We start from the raw sequence: 17,119 nt of genomic DNA on the forward strand, positions 1-17,119 counted from the left end.
GGCACCGCACGGGATGACGCGGGCTGTTCGAGCAGGGGGTTACTTGGGAACGCGGGCGACGCAGAAGACGGTCTGTCCGAACGGCGGGCGGACGAAGCGCTCGATGAAGCGGGTGAGGGGCACCACGGTACGGTCGTAGATCTTGACCAGGCGGGGGTCGGGGTAACCGACGCCGCCGCGGCGGACGGCGGCCCACCAGGCGATGCCGCCCAGGAAGTTGATCGGCTTGAGCACGTCGATGTCCAGGCCCGCCTTGGAGACCGTGCTGCGCAGGGTGGCGGGGGTGTAGCGGGTGACGTGGCCGACCTTGCGGTCGAAGTCTCCGTACAGCTGCATGTAGCCGGGCACCCAGATCACGATCCGGCCGCCGGGGAGGGTGACCTTGGCGAGCGAGCGCAGGGCCTCGACGTCGTCCTCGATGTGCTCCAGGACGTTCATCATCACGACGGTGTCGACCTTCTCACCGATCGGGATCTCGGTCGGCAGGCCGAACTGGAGCACGTCGATGTCGTCGCGGCCCTCGAAACGCTTCCGCAGCTGCTCCACGCAGTATGGGTCGAAATCGCTGACCACCAGCCGGTCGAGGCGGGGCAGGAAGGACTCGGCGAAGTGGCCAAGCCCGGAGCCGATCTCCAGCATGGACCGGCCCACGTGCGGGGCGACCATGTCGAGCTCGTACTGCCGGTAGTTCTTGGCCTCGTCCCCACCCAGGTGGTTCTCCAGGGCCTCGTCACCGGCCGCGGGTTGCACTACGCGGTCATACCCAGACATGCGGTTCCGTCCAGCTCGCTTACGGAAAGGCCGGGGCGAGGCCACGGCCAGGGACAGCCAGAGTCTAGTGGCGCTTCCCCCGCGGCGACCCCTTAAACGCTTCACGGCCGACGTCGCGGCCCCGTGACGAGCGATCTTTCGCGACGAGGATCGGCACCGCCGGCGGAGGACGGCGGGTCCGGCCTCACCTCGATTACCGGCTCCGCCGAATCAGCCATAAAGCACCAGCATTTCCGCGCTTCACGTCGAACGGGGGAAGTTCGACCTCGACCCGGCGGTGAGATTTGCACCGCAGGACAAAGAAACCCTCCTGGGAAATGGGCGGCCGACCCGTTCGTGATGTGGAAACGGTGCGATTCCCGGTGAGTGGAGAAAGGAGCGCGAATCAATGGAACAGACCCGGTGGTGGCGCGGGAACCTGCCCGCGGAGACGAACGACCTCATCGGCAGGGAAGGCGAGGTGCGGCGGCTGCTGAAACTCCTGGCCGATACTCCGCTGGTCACGGTCACCGGTGTCGGCGGCATCGGCAAGTCACGAATCGCGGTCAGGGCCGCGCGGGAGCGGGAGGAACATCACCCGGACGGCACCTGGCTGGTGGAGCTCTCCGGCGAGCGCGACGGCGATCTGCTCGCCCACACGGTCGCGGCGGTCCTGGGCCTTCCCGAGCGGTCCGCGCGGTCACAGGCCGAGACGCTCGTCGAGTTCCTCGCGGGCAGGAGACTCCTGCTGATCCTCGACGCCTGCGAGCATCTCCTGCCCGCCTGCCGCGCCCTCGTGAGGGAGATCCTGGCGGGGGCGCCCGGCGTACGGATCGTCACCACCTCTCGTCGGCCTCTCGGGCTTCCTCAGGAGGCGCTGCTCCCCGTCGGGCCCTTCGAGGCACCCGCCCCGGGGCCTCCCGTCCGATGGCCGGAAGGCGCCGTCCCGGAAGGCGCCGTCTTGGAAGGCGCGGGGGCGGACGACGCGTTGCGGCTCTTTCTCGACCGGGCCAGGAGCGTGGTTCCCGGCCTGGAGACGACCGAGGCCGGTGTGGCGGCCGCGGCCAGGATCTGCCGGCGGCTGGACGGCGTACCGCTCGCCGTCGAGCTGGCCGCCGGAGGGCTGGGATCCCTGCCGGTGGAGCGGCTCGCCGATCACCTGGAGGACCACTTCGAGATCCCCCACGGCAGGACACCGGCCCCCCGCCACCGAATCGTGCGCGCGGCGATCAGCTGGAGCCACGAGCTTTGCGACCCGCGGGAACGCCTGCTCTGGGCGCGGCTCTCGGTCTTCGCGGGAGACTTCGACGCGGCCGCCGCCGAGTGGGTGTGCGGCGACGACCCGCTGAGCGGCGTACCGGACCTGCTGGAGAGCCTGGAGCGGAGGTTCCTCCTGGTCCCCGTGCCCGGAGGCTACCGGCAGCCCTCCACGGTGCGGGAGTACGGCAGGGAACGGCTCGCCCTGCTCGGTGAGGAGGCCCGGCTGACGCGGCGGCACCGCCACCACTACCTCGACCTGGCGCGCAGGGCCGAGGCCGACTGGTACGGCCCCGGGCAGGAGGAGTGGGCGGCGAGGCTCGCCTTCTCCATGACCGACCTCCGCCTCGCCCTCGACCCCGCCTCCCCGACCTCCGTCGAACTCGCGGGAACGCTCTGGATCCTCTGGTTCTGCCTGGGACGGCTGAACGAGGGCCGCTACCACATGGCGAGGGCGATCGAGGCGGCCCCCGTCAGCGATCCCGGGCTGCCCAGGCTCCTGTGGGCCGACGGCTGCGTGGCCATCGCCCAGGGCGAGCCGGAGGTGGGCCGTCGTCGCGCGGAGGCGGCGCTGTCGGCGGCCCTCGACTGGGGCGACTACGCGGCGGCCGGGCACGCTCAGCTCAGGCTGGCCAGCAGCTCCCTGTGCGCCGGCGCCCTGGAGGACGTCGAGCCCCGCGTCGAGCTCGTCCGCGAGTACTTCCGCCGCGCCGAGGCCGCCACCGTGAGCGAACCCCTCGCCCTGGTGACCGCGGCGACGGCGGTCACCTGGCGTGGAGAGTTCGCCAGGGCCGTCTCCGTGCTCAAGGAGGCGCAGCGGCTCTGCGACGCGCGCGGCGAGCGCTGGGCCCGCGCCTGTGGCGACTACGTCCTGTCCATCGCGCAGCTGGGTCTTGGACGGGTGGACGAGGCCGCGGAGGCCGCCCGGCAGTCGCTCGACGTCAAGTGGCGCCTGCGCGACGCCACCGGCGTGGCGCTCGCGGTCGACCAGCTCGCGGTGATCGCCGCGGTCGAGGGCGACGGCCGGCGTACGGCGAGGCTCCAGGGAGCGGGGGTACGGCTGTGGGCCACCTTCGGGCTCCAGGGTTTCGGCTCCGAGGGCATGTCCGAGCCGAGGACCGTCGCCGAGCGGACGGCCAGGCAACTGCTCGGAGACGAGACCTACGACGCGGTCTTCGCCGAGGGTTATCAGGCCGACCCGGAGGAGGCCGTCGCCTATGCCCTTCACAGAGACGAGGCCGTCGCCCATGCCCTGCACGGCAAGGTCCTCCGAGAGCTCCTCTGAGAGGTCCTGCGAGAGGTCCTGCGAGAGGCCCTCGCCCCGGTGCCTTCCGCCGCTGTCGGCCACCGTGCCCTCCGGATGTCCTCCGAATCCGAAGAGGCCACTCTCGGCCCCGTCCTCCGAATCCAAAGGGAGCACCCGGGCGGACGGGATCACGGTCTCGCCCACGAGCGCGAGGCTTCACGAGGAGAAGAGGGCTTTCGCGAAGGGCTCGGATGCGGTGGAATCTCTCCCAACATTCGCGAAGGAGCCCCCCGACGGACGACGATGAGGCGATCACCCGATCGCTCGCCGGTGACCTGGACGCCTACGAGGTGCTGGTCGCCCGTTACAGCGTGCTCGCGCACCGCACCGCGGCCATGCTCGGCGCCGCCGACGAGGCCGAGGACGTGGTCCAGGAGGCGTTCGTCAAGGCGTACCGTCATCTCGCCTCCTTTCGCAGGGACGCGCACTTCCGCCCCTGGCTGCTGCGGATCGTGGCCAACGAGACGCACAACCTGACCCGCTCCCGTGGACGCCGCGACAGGCTGACCGTGCGGCTCACCGAGTTCGTTCCCCCGCCGGGCGAGGGACCCGAGGAGGCGGCGGTCGCGACCGACCTGAGGGCGCGGCTCCTCGACGCGGTGCGTACGCTGCCCGAACGGGAACGCGAGACCGTGGTCTGCCGGTACTTCCTACAGCTGTCGGAGGCCGAGACCGCCCAGGTGCTCGATCTTCCCGTCGGTACCGTCAAGTCGCGGACCTCCCGCGGCCTGGCCCGTCTGCGTGAGGAGGTGGCCCGTGACCTCACCTGACGACCTCGAAGCCCGGCTCCTCGCCCTCGGGGAGTCCATCGACGTCCCCTCCCCGCCCCCGGACGACGTCGCGCGGGCCGTACGAGCCCGGCTCCGATCACAACTCGCCCCCGCCGCGTCGGCACCGGACTCCGGGACGCCCGATCCCGAGGCGCCCGCCGCTCCTGGAAGCCCCGTTCCCGAGAGTCCCGCTCCCGAGGCACCCGCCGTCCCCGGAGGTCCCCGCGTGCTCAGGCGCGCGTGGGAGGCGCTGCGAGACGGCGGGCGGGTACGGCGGCGGGCGGTGGTCGCCGCCGTCGCGATCCTCGCGGCCCTCCTCCTGGGGGCGACACCCGCGGGAAGGGCCGCGGTCGCGGAGATCCTGCGCTTCGCGGGAGTCGAGCTCAGGATCGGCGGCCCCGGGCCGCTGCCGTCCGGGGTGCCCCAGCCGCTGCCCGGTGAGCGCCGGGTCACCCTGGAACAGGCGAGGGAGCAGGTGGCGTTCCCCGTCTCCGTCCCGGCCGCGCTCGGCGATCCCGCCGAGGTGAGGGTGAGCGACGGAGGCCGGGTGGTGTCGCTGTTCTGGCCCGGCCTCAGGCTGGACGAGTACGACGGCAGCCTCCACCTCGTCTTCAGAAAGGAACTGGGCCCGCCCTGGCCGGAGGACGCCGGTGTGGGTGCGGTGAAGGCACAGTGGATCCCGGCCCACCACGGCCTGACCTACCTGCCCAGGAGCGGAGGGAGGGCCGAGGTCCGTCCCCGTCCGGCGGGACCCACCCTCATCTGGCAGCGAGGGCGGGTCGGCCTGCGCCTGGAGGGCGTCGGGGAGCTCGGCCGTGCGCAGGAGATCGCCCGCTCGGTCCGCTGACGCCTTCTCGGGGGTGTGCCGGTGGCCGACGGGGTGCGTGGTACGTCGGGAATCCGTCCGTTCGGCTCGTTGACGTCGGCCGGGCGGGTGCTCGCCCGCTCGATTCTCCGGCGTCGGCGGGGTGTGTCCGAGCGGGAGGCTCTCCGGCGTCGGCCGGATGCGTCGGAGGGGGAGGCGCGTCCGTTCAGCCCGATGACGCCAGCCAGTCGTCGATCCCCTGGAGGAGCTTCTTGCGCACGTCGTCCGGGGCCGCCGAAGCCCGCACCGACTGGCGGGCCAGCTCGGCCAGCTCCGGGTCGGAGAAGCCGTACACCTGCCTGGCGAGCTCGTACTGGGGCAGCAGCCTGGCACCGAACAGCAGCGGGTCGTCGGCGCCCAGCGCGATCGGCACCCCCGCCTCGAACAGGCGCCGCAGCGGTACGTCCTCGGCGCGCTCGGCCACCCCGAGGCCGACGTTGGACGTCGGGCAGACCTCGCACGTGATCCCCCGGGCCGCGAGGCGTTCCATGAGCCTCGGCGACTCGGCCGCCCGCACCCCGTGCCCGACCCGGTCGGCGTCCAGCACGTCGACGCACTCGGCCACGCTGGCCGCGCCCAGCAGTTCCCCGCCGTGCGGTACGGCGAGCAGCCCGGCGCGCTTGGCCAGCCGGAAGGCTCCGTCGAAGTCGCGGGCCCGGCCGCGTCGCTCGTCGTTGGAGAGCCCGAACCCGACCACGCCCTCGTCCATGTGGTGCGTGGCGAGGCGGGCGAGGGTCTTGGCGTCGAGAGGGTGGCGGGTACGGTTCGCCGCCACCACGACGGCGATCCCTATCCCCGCGTGGTCCGCCGCCCTGCGGGTCGCGTCGAGCATCAGCTCCATCGCCGAGGTGAGACCGCCGAACTTCGACGCGTATCCCGACGGGTCGATCTGGATCTCCAGCCAGCCCGATCCCTCGGCGGCCTCGTCCTCGGCGGCCTCGCGCAGCAGCCGGTAGACGTCGCTCTCCCGCTGCAGCACCGAGCGCGCGATGTCGTACAGCCGCTGGAAGCGGAACCAGCCTCGCTCGTCGGTCGCGCGCAGCCGGGGCGGCCAGTCCTCCTCGAGCGCGTCGGGAAGGTGTAACCCGTGCTCGCGGGCGAGCTCGACGAGGGTCGAGTGCCGCATGGAGCCGGTGAAGTGCAGGTGCAGGTGCGCCTTGGGCAGTTCGCTGAGGGGACGTGGCATTTCAATATGGTGCCGTACCTTCAAGGGCGCCGATCGACGACCCCGATGTTTTTGGCGCGATCTGAAGGTCCGTTCACGTCCCGGGGAGGGGGAAGATCGCCGCGCGGAGGCCCGGGGGAGGGCGGTGAGCTCGACGCGGGCGGCGGGCCGGGTACGCTCACGCTCGTGTGGACGGAGCACGGGGGCCTCGCCGTCGAGATCGTCATGGGCACCGCGCAGGCGGGCAGGCCCGCTGAACAGGGCCGGAACCCCGCTCGCCTTTCCCGACATTTCCCGCGACTTTTCCCGATTGGTTATTTATAGGGTTTTATGTGTTATTTCGGGCAGGCGTTGCGGGGGCACGGCACACCCGCCCATATCCCATCCCCCGTTATATCGAGGAAATTTAGGAAACGGGCTTTCAGTGGACCATGTCGCCGTGCGACCGTGGAGGCACACATTGTCAGGACGCTGGGGCTGCCATGGAAGCGGATGTCTTCGTCGGCAGGGAGACAGAACTCGCAGACGTATCCGCACTGCTCGAAAGGGTCCGGCACGTCACGTTGACCGGCCCCGCGGGGGTCGGGAAGACCTGTCTCGCCCTGCGGCTCGCCCGCACCCTCGAACCCGCGTTCCCCGGCGGCGTCCACATCGTGGAGCTGTCGGAGGCGCCCGCCGACCTCGACTCCCTGACCGAGACGCTCGCGGACGCGATCGGCGCCCGCCGCGGGCCGGGCACCCCCGCGCTGCGGGCCCTGGTGGACGAGTTCCTCACGCGCCGGACCCTGCTCGTCCTCGACACCTGTGACCGCGTCGTCGGCGCGACGGGCATCCTGGTCGGCCTGCTGCTGCGCTCGGTCGAGGGACTGCGCGTCCTGACCACCAGCAGACAGCGGCTCGGCCTGCCCGGCGAGCACCTTTACCCGGTCGGCGGCCTGCCGGACGCCGACGCCGTCCGGCTGATCACCGCCCTCGCCGGTGGCAGGTTCGGCGGCACGGATCCGGCCGAGCTCTGCAAGCGCCTCGACAACCTGCCGCTCGCGATCCGGCTCGCCGTGGCCGAGGGCACCCCCGGCGGTCTCGGCACCCTCGACGTGCTCGCCGCCACCCTCGACGGCCGCCCGATCTCCACCGCGGGGATCACCGCCTTCGACGGTCACGTCACCTCGCCGGACGAGCTCGCCGCGTCCCTCGAAGGCCGTACGGTCCCCGCGGCCGAACGCGAGATCCACGCCGTCGGATTCGGCGCCGCCCCGCCCGCGCGGGCCGCCGCTCCCCGGCGGCACAGCTCCATGCGCGTCGCCCTCGGCTGGAGCCACGAACTCTGTACCCCCGCCGAACGCCTGCTGTGGGCGCGGGCCTCGGTCTTCGCGGGCACCTTCGACATCGAGGCCGCCGAGGAGGTCTGCGCCGGCGGCGCCCTCGCGGCCAAGGACGTCCTCGACGGGCTGCTCGGCCTGCTCGACAAATCGGTCCTCGTCCGCGAGGAGGGCGAGGGCGGAGTCCGCTATCGCCTGCTCAACACCGTCCGCGAGTTCGGGGTGGTCTGGCTCGACCGGCTCGGCGAGACCGACGAGATCCAGCGCCGCCACCGCGACCACTTCCTCGCCCTGTCCGCCCGCGCCGAGATGAGCTGGCAGGGCCGCCAGCTCGAGTGGTACCGCAGGCTGGTCCTCGAATGCGGCAACATGCGTGGCGCCATCGAATACTGCTACTCCCGGCCACCGGAATACCGAAGAGGACTCGACCTCGTCGGCAACCTGTGGTTCCTGTGGGCGTGCTGCGGCATGCAGGCACCCGGTGACGACCTCCTCCAGCGCGGCCTCGACCTCGATCACACCCCCAGCCCCGAACGGGTCAAGGCACTCTGGGTGCACGCCTGGGTCTCGATCCAGCGCGGCGACCTCGAACGCGCCGAACGCATCCTCACCGAATGCGCCGCCGAGGACGCCGACGGCTACGCCACGGCCTACGTCAGCCAGTTCCAGGCCCACCTGGCCGTGGTCAAGGGCGATGTGGTCGAGGCCCTGAGGCTCATCAAGCACGCCAGGGTGCGCCACCGCTCCACCGGCAACGTCTTCCCGGGCTTCCTGCCCACCTACACCGTGGTCGCCACCGCGATGATGCTCGCCGACCACCATGAGCAGGCCGTCTCCGTCCTGCGCGAGGGACGCGAGCTCTGCGAGTCCTGCGGCGACTACTGGACCCTCATCCGCCTGGACCTCCTCCTGGCCCAGGCCGAGCACTCCCTGGGCAACACCGTCTCCGCGCTCGACTCCGCCTGCGGCTCCCTGCGCGGGGCCCGCCTGTTCGGCGACAGCATCTCCCTGATGGAGGCACTGGAGGTGTTCGTCGTGATCGCCGAGGCGTGCTCCGACGACACCTTCGCCGCCACCATGTTCGGAGCCTCCCGCGCCGCGTGGCGGAGCGCCGACGTGCCGCCCAGCCGTTCACCCGTGATCGCGACGCAGCTGCGCACGGCCGAGCTGAGGCTGCGCGGGCGCATGGGCAGGACGGAGTTCGAGCGGCTGGAGGCGCGGGGAAGTTCGATCAGCCTGCGCGACGCCGTGGAACACGCACTCCAGGGGGAGCTTTCTTGACGCGCTGCGGCAACCTGCCGGCCGAGATGAACAGTTTCGTCGGCCGCACCACCGAGCTCGACGAGATCGCGAAACTCCTGACCCGGACACGCCTGCTCACCCTGCGCGGCCCCGGGGGCGTCGGCAAGACGCGTCTGGCCCTGCGGGCCGCGAGGAACGTCCGTGACGACTACCCCGACGGCGTCTGGGTGGCCGAGCTCTCCGCCGAGACCGACGGCGACCTGCTCATCCACGGCGTCGCCGGACTTTTCGGCCTGCACACCCCGGCCGAACGTCCCGCCCTGGACTCCCTCGTCGAGCATCTCACCGACCGGCGGCTCCTCATCGTCCTCGACACCTGCGAGCACCTGGTCGACTCCTGCGCCGCCCTGGTCGTGGCCCTCCTGACCGGCGCGCCCGACGTTCAGATCATCGTGACCAGCCGCCAGGAGCTCGGCCTGCCGCTGGAGGTCGTCATGCTCGTCGAACCCTTCCCCGTCCCCCCGCCCGAGACCGCCGACCTCGCGGACCACGACGCGCCGAGCCTCTTCCTCGACCGCGCCAGGGCCGTGGCCCCCGGATTCCGTACGGACGAGCGGGCCATGATGGCCGTCGCCAGGCTCTGCCGCAGGCTCGACGGCATGCCGCTCGCCATCGAGCTGGCCGCCAGCCAGATGCGCGGCCTGTCGGCGACCCAGCTCGCCGACCAGCTCGACGTCCACTTCAAGCCGCTGACCGACGGCGAGGGACTCCCCGTCCGCCACCACACGCTCCGCACCGCCGCCGGCTGGAGCCACGAGCTGTGCACCCCCGCCGAACGTCTGCTCTGGGCCCGCCTGTCGGTTTTTCCCGCGGCGTTCGACGCCGAGGCGGCGCGTGGCGTGTGCGAGGACGAGCGCCTGCCCGACGTCCCCGGCGCACTCGCCGCGCTCGTGGCCAAATCCGTCGTCGCCCGCGTGGGTGACCGCTACCGCCTGCTCGACACCATCAGGGACTACGGGCGCGACTGGCTCGACGAGCTGGGCGAAGGCGCCCTGATGATCCGCAGGCATCGCGATCACTACCTGTCCACCGCCCGGCGCATGGACGCCGAATGGTACGGCCCGCGCCAGCTCGAATGGACCTGCTGGGCGCACCGGGAACTGCCCGACATCCGCGCGGCCCTCGACCGCTGTCTCGGCGCGGGCGACCACCGCGGCGCTCTGGAGCTGGCAGGAGCCCTGTGGGTGCTCTGGTGCCGGCTGGGGTTCGTCAGGGAGGGCCGCCACTATCTCGGCCGCGCCCTGGCCGCCGTCCCCGCCCCCGACAGGGCGAGGTCCAGGCCGCTCTGGGTCGTCGCCCATCTCGCGCTCATCCAGGGCGACATGTCCCTGGCGCGCGACCGGGCGGAGGAGGCCGTCGAGAGCGCCCAGCGGTACGGTGACGGCGACGCCGAGGCACACGCCCTTCTCGCCCTCGCGCAAACCCGCCTGTTCACCGGAGACCTGGATCGAAAGGACGCGCGGGCGTACGCGCTGCGCGTGGCCGACGGGCTGGGCCCCACCTCGCCGGGAACGTTCTTCCTGCCCTCCTTCCTCGCCCTGGCCGCCACCTTCCGCGGCGACTTCGACGAGGCGGTGAGGATCCTGCGCGAGGCGCGTCCGGGCCACGAGGCGCGAGGGGAGCTGTCACAGCGCGCCATGGACGACTACGTCCTCTCCCTCGCCCTTTTCGGCCGGGGTGACCTCGCGGAGGCCTCAGCGGCGGCCAGGGCCTCCCTGGAGGTCAAACGACGGCTGCGGGACACGGTCGGCAGCGCTCTCGCCATCGACCAGCTCGCCAGGATCGCCGCCACCGAGGGCGACGGCGGACGCGCGGCCTGGCTCCTGGGGGCCGCGCAACGTATCCGGACCACCTTCGGGCCCCCCGGCACCGGGGCCCACACCATGGCCGCGCTCCGCGAGGCCGCCGGTGCCCGCGCCACGTGCCTGATCGGCGAGACCGCCTACGCGCGGGCCTTCGACGAGGGCTCGGCCGCCCACCTCGAGGCCGCCGTGGCCTACGCCCTGCGGGACTGAGCCCCGCCCGGCGCGTACGGAGGGCGTGTTCGACCGGCGGGGGAGCCGTCCTGATCGGCGGTCCCCGCGGGAAACCCCGCGCCCGGCGGGGAACCGGTCACGCTCGGCGGGCCCGGCAGGGAGGCCGTCCTGATCGGCGGGCCCTGCCGGGGACCCGGCGCGCCGGGCGGTCAGGCCGTCGCGTTCAGCCGGCCTGGCCGAGGAACTTGGCGAGGCGGCTCACGCCCTCGACGAGGTCGTCGTCGCCGAGCGCGTAGGACAGGCGGAAGTATCCCGGGGTGCCGAAGGCCTCACCGGGGACGACCGCCACCTCGGCCTCCTCCAGGACGATCTCGGCCAGCTCGGCGGAGGTCGCCGGGCGCCTGCCGCCGAACTCCTTGCCCAGGAGCGCCTTGACCGAGGGATAGGCGTAGAAAGCGCCCAGCGGCTCGGGGCAGACCACGCCCGGGATCTCGTTGAGCATCCTGACGATGGTCCGGCGGCGCCGGTCGAAGGCGGCGCGCATCTCCGCCACCGCCGACAGGTCGCCGGTGACGGCGGCCAGCGCGGCGGCCTGGGCGACGTTGGAGACGTTGGAGGTGGCGTGCGACTGCAGGTTGGTGGCGGCCTTGACGACGTCCTTGGGACCGATCAGCCAGCCCACGCGCCAGCCGGTCATCGCGTAGGTCTTGGCGACGCCGTTCAGGACCACCACCTTGTCGCCCAGCTCAGGGACCACGGTGGCGATGCTCGCGAACGTCGCGTCGCCGTACGTGAGGTGCTCGTAGATCTCGTCCGTGACGACCCACAGATCGTGCTCGGCGGCCCAGCGGCCGATCTCCGCGACCTGCTCGGGGGTGTACACCGCGCCGGTCGGGTTGGACGGGGAGACGAAGAGCAGGACCTTGGTGCGGTCGGTGCGCGCCGCCTCCAGCTGCTCCACGCTCGCCAGGTAGCCGGTGGTCTCGTCGGTCACCACGTCGACCTGGACGCCGCCGGCGAGCTTGATCGCCTCGGGGTAGGTCGTCCAGTACGGGGCCACGACCAGGACCTCGTCACCCGGGTCGAGCAGGGTGGCGAACGCCTCGTAGACGGCCTGCTTGCCACCGTTGGTGATCAGGACCTGGGCCGCGTCCACCCGGTAGCCGGAGTCGCGGAGCGTCTTGTCGGCGACGGCCTGCTTCAGTTCGGGAAGGCCACCGGCCGGGGTGTACTTGTGGAACCTGGGGTTCCTGCACGCCTCGACGGCCGCCTCGACGATGTAGTCGGGGGTCGCGAAGTCCGGCTCACCGGCGCCGAAGCCGATGACCGGGCGGCCCGCCGCCTTCATTGCCTTGGCCTTGGCGTCCACGGCGAGCGTGGCGGACTCGGAGATCGCGGAGATGCGCGCTGAGATGCGAGGACGGGTCATACCTCCATGGTTACAGACCTGTGCCGATGTTTCCGCCGCGTATCCACCATGCGGACGTCGTCCCGGGAGCCGCCTGAGCGCCGGCGACGGCTTCTGAGCTGGACGATCGCCCGTCGGCGTCCTCCGGTTCGACGTGGTGGCCATTCACCCGTAGACTCCGGCATGGTCTTTCCGCCGTATGCGTGAACCGGCGGTCAAGACCGTGAGCCACGGACAAACTTCGGTCCAACCGATGTATGGTGGTTCATGTCTTAGGGCACTAGCGCAATTGGTAGCGCACCGGTCTCCAAAACCGGCGGTTGGGGGTTCGAGTCCCTCGTGCCCTGCTAGGAGCGGTCCGCGCATCAGGCGTCCAGCGCGCCGCTTATGTGCGTTGGACTCGATGGATTCAGGTGAGGACTGTGGCGATCGACACGCGCGGCGAAACCGCAGACAAGCCGAGCGGTGAGAAGAAGACCAAGCGCACTTCTCCCGCCCTTTTCTACCGACAGGTAGTCGCCGAGCTGCGTAAGGTCATCTGGCCTACGCGCAAAGACCTTATTTCGTACACCATCATCGTCCTGGTCTTCGTTCTGATCATGGTCGGGATCGTGTCGGCTTTGGACGCGCTGTTCACCGAGGGCGTGCTGAGAATCTTCGGCGGAGCCTGAGCCGCGGTCTCCGGCGGGCGGATAGCCTCGCCGATGAGTCCACAAGCCATCGAAGAAAAGAGATAGAGCACCGTGTCCGAGTCTGCACAGTCGGCCGGCGAGTCCCGCGAAGAGCGCGAGGACGAGCTGGAGAAGGCCGTCGACGTCACCGAGGATTCGCTTGACGAGTCCGACGGGCGGGATGTCGACGCCGAGACCGACACCGACGCCGAGGGCGAGGCCGAGCAGGCCCCGGTCGGCGCCGTCGACGAGGACGGTGACGTCCTTCCCGACGTCGACCCGGTCGAGGAGTTCAAGCGGCACCTGCGGAGCCTGTTCGGCGAGTGGTACGTCATCCACTCCTACGCCGGTTACGAGAACCGCGTGAAGTCGAACATCGAGACCCGCACGCAGTCCCTCAACATGGAGGACTACATCTTCCAGGTCGAGGTGCCCACCCACCACGTGACCGAGATCAAGAGCGGCAAGCGCCAGCTGGTCAAGGAGCGGGTGCTGCCCGGATATGTCCTGGTCCGGATGGAGCTCACCGACGAGTCCTGGTCCGCGGTGCGTAACACCCCCGGTGTGACCGGTTTCGTGGGCCTCTCCAACAAGCCGAGCCCGCTGAGCCTCGAAGAGGTCGCCAAGCTGCTCGCGCCGGAGCCCTCGGAAGAGGTGAAGAAGTCCACCGCGAAGGCCTCCGCCGCGACGGTCGACTTCGAGGTCGGCGAGTCCGTCACCGTCATGGACGGCCCGTTCGCCACGCTGCCCGCCACGGTGAGCGAGATCAGCGCCGAGTCGCAGAAGCTCAAGGTGCTCGTGTCGATCTTCGGTCGTGAGACCCCGGTCGAGCTCTCGTTCAACCAGGTCTCGAAAATCTAAACCGGTCGCGTAGACTTCACCAGTCTGCCCCGCGGTCGCGGGGATGGTTCCTTCTTCACTCCGGCCGAAATTCAGCCGCCGGAGTGGGCCCCGCCTGCGCGGGGCCGGCAGGAACATCGTTCAGAGAAGCAAGGACCCGGAGAGAAGCATGCCTCCTAAGAAGAAGCTCGCAGCCTTGGTCAAGGTCCAGCTCCCCGCTGGCCAGGCCACGCCCGCGCCGCCGGTCGGTACCGCCCTCGGTCCGCACGGCGTCAACATCATGGAATTCGTGAAGCAGTACAACGCTGCCACCGAGGCCCAGCGCGGCAACATCATCCCCGTTGAGATCACCATCTACGAGGACCGCACCTTCACCTTCATCACGAAGACGCCCCCGGCGCCTGAGCTGATCAAGAAGGCCGCCGGTGTCGCCAAGGGTTCGGCCGTCCCGCAGAAGGACAAGGTGGGCAAGCTCACCAAGGAGCAGCTGCGCCAGATCGCCGAGACCAAGATGCAGGACCTCAACGCCAACGACATCGCGGCGGCCGAGAAGATCATCGCCGGCACCGCCCGGTCGATGGGCATCACGATCACCGACTAGCCGAAACGGCTGACCGGGCCCCGCGGGCACGAGCGCGAGAGCATGATCCGCGCGACCGTCGAGGGGCCGAACAACGGGCGGAGCACGAGCGACGTCCGGCAGGAAAATTTCGAAGTAAGTGGAGGGGCCAGGCGCTGGCCCGCACCACGAACACTCGGATCCACAGGAGTGATCACATGAAGCGCAGCAAGGGATTCCGCGCCGCGGCGGCGCAGGTCGACCGCGAGACCCTGTACACCCCGGCGCAGGCGGCCAAGCTGGCCAAGGACACCAACGTCGCCAAGTTCGACGCCACCGTCGAGGTGGCCCTGCGGCTGGGCGTCGACCCTCGCAAGGCCGACCAGATGGTCCGCGGCACCGTCAACCTCCCGCACGGCACCGGCAAGACCGCCCGGGTCCTGGTCTTCGCGACCGGTGACCGTGCCGAGGAGGCCCGCGCCGCGGGCGCCGACATCGTCGGTGCCGACGAGCTGATCGACGAGGTCGCCAAGGGCCGCCTCGACTTCGACGCCGTCGTCGCCACCCCGGACCTCATGGGCAAGGTCGGTCGTCTGGGCCGCGTGCTCGGCCCCCGTGGCCTGATGCCGAACCCCAAGACCGGCACCGTGACCCCGGCCGTCGGCAAGGCCGTCACCGACATCAAGGGCGGCAAGATCGAGTTCCGTGTCGACCGGCACGCGAACCTGCACTTCATCATCGGCAAGGTGTCCTTCGGCGAGCGCCAGCTCATCGAGAACTACGCCGCCGCCCTCGAAGAGGTGCTGCGTCTCAAGCCGTCCGCGGCGAAGGGACGCTACGTCAAGAAGGTCGTCTTCTCCACGTCGATGGGCCCCGGCATCCAGGTCGACCCCAACCAGACGCGGGCGCTGACCGCCGAGCTCGACGCCTGATGGCAGCCTGATAGCAGACGTCTTCTGAGGAAGGCCTCAACCGAATGGCCATTCGGTTGAGGCCTTTCTTCGTTCTCCCGGACGACGCGCCCGGCTTTGCCGACGCGTAGTGTCGTTGTCATGGATCACCGGGGGAACGAAAGGGTGGAGACGAAAATGCGCCGATTGGCTCCCACAGTCGCACTGGGAGCGGCCGCGCTCATCGCGGTCGCGGGATGCGGTGCGCAGGGCACCGGCTCCCTCGGAAACGTCAAACTCGCCGCGGCGGACGCGGTGCAGCAGAGTGCTCAGAAGGCCGAGGAGGTCACCTCCTACTCCGCGGACGTGGTTCTCGACGCCACCGGTGGGGAGAAGGGGGCGGGCAAGGTCCAGGGCAGCATGCTCTACCAGAGCAAGCCCCAGCTGGCGACGGACATCAGGCTCGACACGATCACCTTCGGCGGTCAGAACGTGCCCGGCGGGGCACGGGCCATCCTGTCGGGTGACACGGTCTACGTGAAGTCCGAGCTCATCAACAGGGTCGCCGGCACCAGCAAGCCGTGGACCAAGGTGTCGCTCAGCGAGCTCGACGCCAAGGGGCAGTCCGAGATCAGGAAGTTCATGGACCAGGCGCAGCAGTTCGACCTGGCGGGCACCGTGAAGCTGCTGACCGCGTCCAAGGACGTCAAGGCGGTCGGCACCGAGACGGTCGGTGGGGTCGACACGACCCACTACAGCGGCACCTTCCCGGTCGCCGAGGCCGCCCAGCTGATCGACCCGGCCAAGCGTGAAAAGCTTCAGGAGCAGCTCTCGCAGGCCAAGAACGTGAAGTTCGACCTCTGGGCCGACGCCCAGAGCCTGCCCCGCAAGGTCACGCTCAGCGGCTCCGAGAAGGACGCGTCGTTCAACCTGACGGCGCTCTTCAAGGGGTTCAACGAGCCCGTGGAGATCACGGCCCCGCCCGCCGACCAGGTGGGTGACCTGCCCGAGCACCGCGGCGGGAACTGACGTTTCCCAGAAGTCCACGCCCTCGGCCCACCGGCCGGGGGCGTGGGCTTTTTGCGTGGCCCTTTGCCGGGGAGGGCTCCTCCCGGGCTGTTCTCGGCGCCCGTGGCGGGGCAGGCTCCGGGGACGACGCCGGGAGGGGGCAAAAGCGTGTTTTTCCGGCTTATCGCGCTGAGGTGGCGCCGAGTTGGCATTCGTGGCGTCAGCGCGTAAGCTGTCAACGCCGAAGACCGCCGGTCGTCGTCAAGTCGCATGGCTTGATGACTTAAGGATCCACGTCAGTGGACGGCCCGCGTAGGTTGTGATGTGAGTTTTCATCTGGACTAACCTCCTTATGTGAGCCCCGTGCGCCTGCGCCGGGGCTTGTTCGCTTTTCTGGGCCCTTGCCCCGGCGGCACATCTGGAAGGAGGCCCATGGCGAAGGCAGAAAAGGCAACGGCTGTCGCTGAGCTGAAGAGCAGCTTCGACGGCTCCAATGCTGCCGTTCTGACCGAATACCGCGGTCTCACCGTCGCCCAGCTCAAGCAGCTGCGCGTTTCTCTCGGTGAGAATGCGAAGTTCGCCGTGGTGAAGAACACGCTGACCAAGATCGCGGCCACTGAGGCCGGGTTCAACCAGCTCAACGACCTGCTCGCGGGTCCGTCGGCGATCGCGTTCGTCAACGGCGACGTGGTCGAGGCTGCCAAGAGTCTGCGTGACTTCGCCAAGGCCAATCCCCTCCTGGTCATCAAGGGCGGTGTCGTCGACGGCAGGTCGATGACGCCGGACGAGATCAGCAAGCTTGCCGACCTTGAGTCGCGCGAGGTTCTCCTCGCGAAGCTGGCCGGTGCCCTGAAGGCGAAGCAGGGCCACGCGGCCGCCGTCTTCAACGCGCTGCCCACCAACATGGCTCAGCTGGCCGAGGCCCTGCGCGCCAAGCGCGAAGGCGCCGGCGAGTAGGTCCGCGCAGGCGGTCACAGGGGATTAACGCAAACCGCGGTCCCGACTTTCTTTAGTAGTTCAGATCCGTATGGAG

At 70.3% G+C, this 17,119-nt stretch carries 14 protein-coding genes and 1 tRNA gene; 12 read left to right on the plus strand and 3 right to left on the minus strand.

Annotated elements, in window-relative coordinates; translation table 11 throughout:
• Nucleotides 1-39: 39 nt before the first annotated feature.
• Nucleotides 40-750 carry a methyltransferase gene (locus ACFY3V_RS15630; protein WP_362895954.1) on the minus strand — a complete coding sequence of 237 codons (711 nt, stop codon included), beginning with the start codon at nt 748-750 and terminating at the stop codon, nt 40-42.
• Between the two features lie 409 nt (nt 751-1,159).
• On the opposite strand from ACFY3V_RS15630, the gene ACFY3V_RS15635 reads away from it, so the two are divergent.
• The 3 genes from ACFY3V_RS15635 to ACFY3V_RS15645 all read left to right on the plus strand — a co-directional run bounded on the left by ACFY3V_RS15635 (nt 1,160) and on the right by ACFY3V_RS15645 (nt 4,930).
• Nucleotides 1,160-3,292 (plus strand): ATP-binding protein, encoded by a 2,133-nt coding sequence (locus tag ACFY3V_RS15635; protein ID WP_389773777.1) that lies wholly within the window; start codon nt 1,160-1,162, stop codon nt 3,290-3,292.
• Nucleotides 3,293-3,504: 212 nt separating this feature from the next.
• A complete protein-coding gene (locus ACFY3V_RS15640; RefSeq protein WP_362895958.1) occupies nt 3,505-4,083 on the plus strand; it encodes a sigma-70 family RNA polymerase sigma factor in 579 nt (192 codons plus the stop codon).
• Entirely contained in the window at nt 4,070-4,930 is an 861-nt protein-coding gene (locus ACFY3V_RS15645) for a hypothetical protein (RefSeq protein ID WP_389773781.1), read from the plus strand. The genes ACFY3V_RS15640 and ACFY3V_RS15645 overlap by 14 nt, the downstream gene beginning before the upstream one ends.
• 184 nt (nt 4,931-5,114) lie before the next feature.
• Here the strand turns inward: ACFY3V_RS15645 and ACFY3V_RS15650 are convergent, their stop codons facing one another.
• Nucleotides 5,115-6,134: an adenosine deaminase gene (locus ACFY3V_RS15650; RefSeq protein WP_350943246.1), complete on the minus strand. Its 1,020-nt coding sequence runs from the start codon at nt 6,132-6,134 to the stop codon at nt 5,115-5,117.
• A 461-nt stretch (nt 6,135-6,595) separates the two neighbouring features.
• Here ACFY3V_RS15650 and ACFY3V_RS15655 point away from each other — a divergent pair, with 461 nt between their 5' ends.
• The gene (locus ACFY3V_RS15655; protein WP_389773784.1) at nt 6,596-8,713 is read left to right on the plus strand and encodes an ATP-binding protein; all 2,118 of its coding nucleotides are present in this window, start codon (nt 6,596-6,598) and stop codon (nt 8,711-8,713) included.
• Nucleotides 8,714-8,739: 26 nt separating this feature from the next.
• Nucleotides 8,740-10,749 (plus strand): ATP-binding protein, encoded by a 2,010-nt coding sequence (locus tag ACFY3V_RS15660; RefSeq protein ID WP_389773787.1) that lies wholly within the window; start codon nt 8,740-8,742, stop codon nt 10,747-10,749.
• Between the two features lie 184 nt (nt 10,750-10,933).
• On the opposite strand, the gene ACFY3V_RS15665 is transcribed toward ACFY3V_RS15660, so the two are convergent.
• A complete protein-coding gene (locus ACFY3V_RS15665; RefSeq protein ID WP_389773790.1) occupies nt 10,934-12,139 on the minus strand; it encodes a pyridoxal phosphate-dependent aminotransferase in 1,206 nt (401 codons plus the stop codon).
• Nucleotides 12,140-12,392: 253 nt separating this feature from the next.
• On the opposite strand from ACFY3V_RS15665, the gene ACFY3V_RS15670 reads away from it, so the two are divergent.
• From ACFY3V_RS15670 to rplJ, 7 genes are all read left to right on the plus strand, one after another.
• Nucleotides 12,393-12,465: transfer RNA gene (locus tag ACFY3V_RS15670), tRNA-Trp, on the plus strand.
• A 75-nt stretch (nt 12,466-12,540) separates the two neighbouring features.
• Nucleotides 12,541-12,789 carry a preprotein translocase subunit SecE gene (gene secE, locus ACFY3V_RS15675; RefSeq protein WP_329089906.1) on the plus strand — a complete coding sequence of 83 codons (249 nt, stop codon included), beginning with the start codon at nt 12,541-12,543 and terminating at the stop codon, nt 12,787-12,789.
• A gap of 72 nt (nt 12,790-12,861) precedes the next feature.
• Nucleotides 12,862-13,650, plus strand: a complete 789-nt coding sequence (gene nusG, locus ACFY3V_RS15680; protein ID WP_389773794.1) for a transcription termination/antitermination protein NusG — start codon at nt 12,862-12,864, stop codon at nt 13,648-13,650.
• 148 nt (nt 13,651-13,798) lie between these two features.
• A complete protein-coding gene (gene rplK / locus ACFY3V_RS15685) occupies nt 13,799-14,230 on the plus strand; it encodes a 50S ribosomal protein L11 (RefSeq protein ID WP_350943253.1) in 432 nt (143 codons plus the stop codon).
• Nucleotides 14,231-14,406: 176 nt separating this feature from the next.
• Entirely contained in the window at nt 14,407-15,120 is a 714-nt protein-coding gene (gene rplA, locus ACFY3V_RS15690; protein ID WP_350943254.1) for a 50S ribosomal protein L1, read from the plus strand.
• Between the two features lie 156 nt (nt 15,121-15,276).
• Nucleotides 15,277-16,107, plus strand: coding sequence for an LppX_LprAFG lipoprotein (locus ACFY3V_RS15695; RefSeq protein WP_362895970.1), 831 nt, complete (start codon nt 15,277-15,279; stop codon nt 16,105-16,107).
• Between the two features lie 411 nt (nt 16,108-16,518).
• Nucleotides 16,519-17,043 carry a 50S ribosomal protein L10 gene (gene rplJ, locus ACFY3V_RS15700; protein WP_350943256.1) on the plus strand — a complete coding sequence of 175 codons (525 nt, stop codon included), beginning with the start codon at nt 16,519-16,521 and terminating at the stop codon, nt 17,041-17,043.
• Nucleotides 17,044-17,119 lie beyond the last annotated feature (76 nt).

Source organism: Streptosporangium sp. NPDC000095, from assembly GCF_042899335.1.
GTDB lineage: Bacteria > Actinomycetota > Actinomycetes > Streptosporangiales > Streptosporangiaceae > Streptosporangium.

What these genes read in the sequence shown, in the direction of transcription:
- ACFY3V_RS15635 (WP_389773777.1), top strand. Translation starts at nt 1,160, where the DNA reads ATGGAACAGACCCGGTGGTGGCGCGGGAACCTGCCCGCGGAGACGAAC.
- ACFY3V_RS15640 (WP_362895958.1), top strand. Translation starts at nt 3,505, where the DNA reads ATGCGGTGGAATCTCTCCCAACATTCGCGAAGGAGCCCCCCGACGGAC.
- ACFY3V_RS15650 (WP_350943246.1), bottom strand. Translation starts at nt 6,134, where the DNA reads ATGCCACGTCCCCTCAGCGAACTGCCCAAGGCGCACCTGCACCTGCAC.
- ACFY3V_RS15655 (WP_389773784.1), top strand. Translation starts at nt 6,596, where the DNA reads ATGGAAGCGGATGTCTTCGTCGGCAGGGAGACAGAACTCGCAGACGTA.
- ACFY3V_RS15660 (WP_389773787.1), top strand. Translation starts at nt 8,740, where the DNA reads ATGAACAGTTTCGTCGGCCGCACCACCGAGCTCGACGAGATCGCGAAA.
- ACFY3V_RS15665 (WP_389773790.1), bottom strand. Translation starts at nt 12,139, where the DNA reads ATGACCCGTCCTCGCATCTCAGCGCGCATCTCCGCGATCTCCGAGTCC.
- rplK (WP_350943253.1), top strand. Translation starts at nt 13,799, where the DNA reads ATGCCTCCTAAGAAGAAGCTCGCAGCCTTGGTCAAGGTCCAGCTCCCC.
- rplA (WP_350943254.1), top strand. Translation starts at nt 14,407, where the DNA reads ATGAAGCGCAGCAAGGGATTCCGCGCCGCGGCGGCGCAGGTCGACCGC.
- ACFY3V_RS15695 (WP_362895970.1), top strand. Translation starts at nt 15,277, where the DNA reads ATGCGCCGATTGGCTCCCACAGTCGCACTGGGAGCGGCCGCGCTCATC.
- rplJ (WP_350943256.1), top strand. Translation starts at nt 16,519, where the DNA reads ATGGCGAAGGCAGAAAAGGCAACGGCTGTCGCTGAGCTGAAGAGCAGC.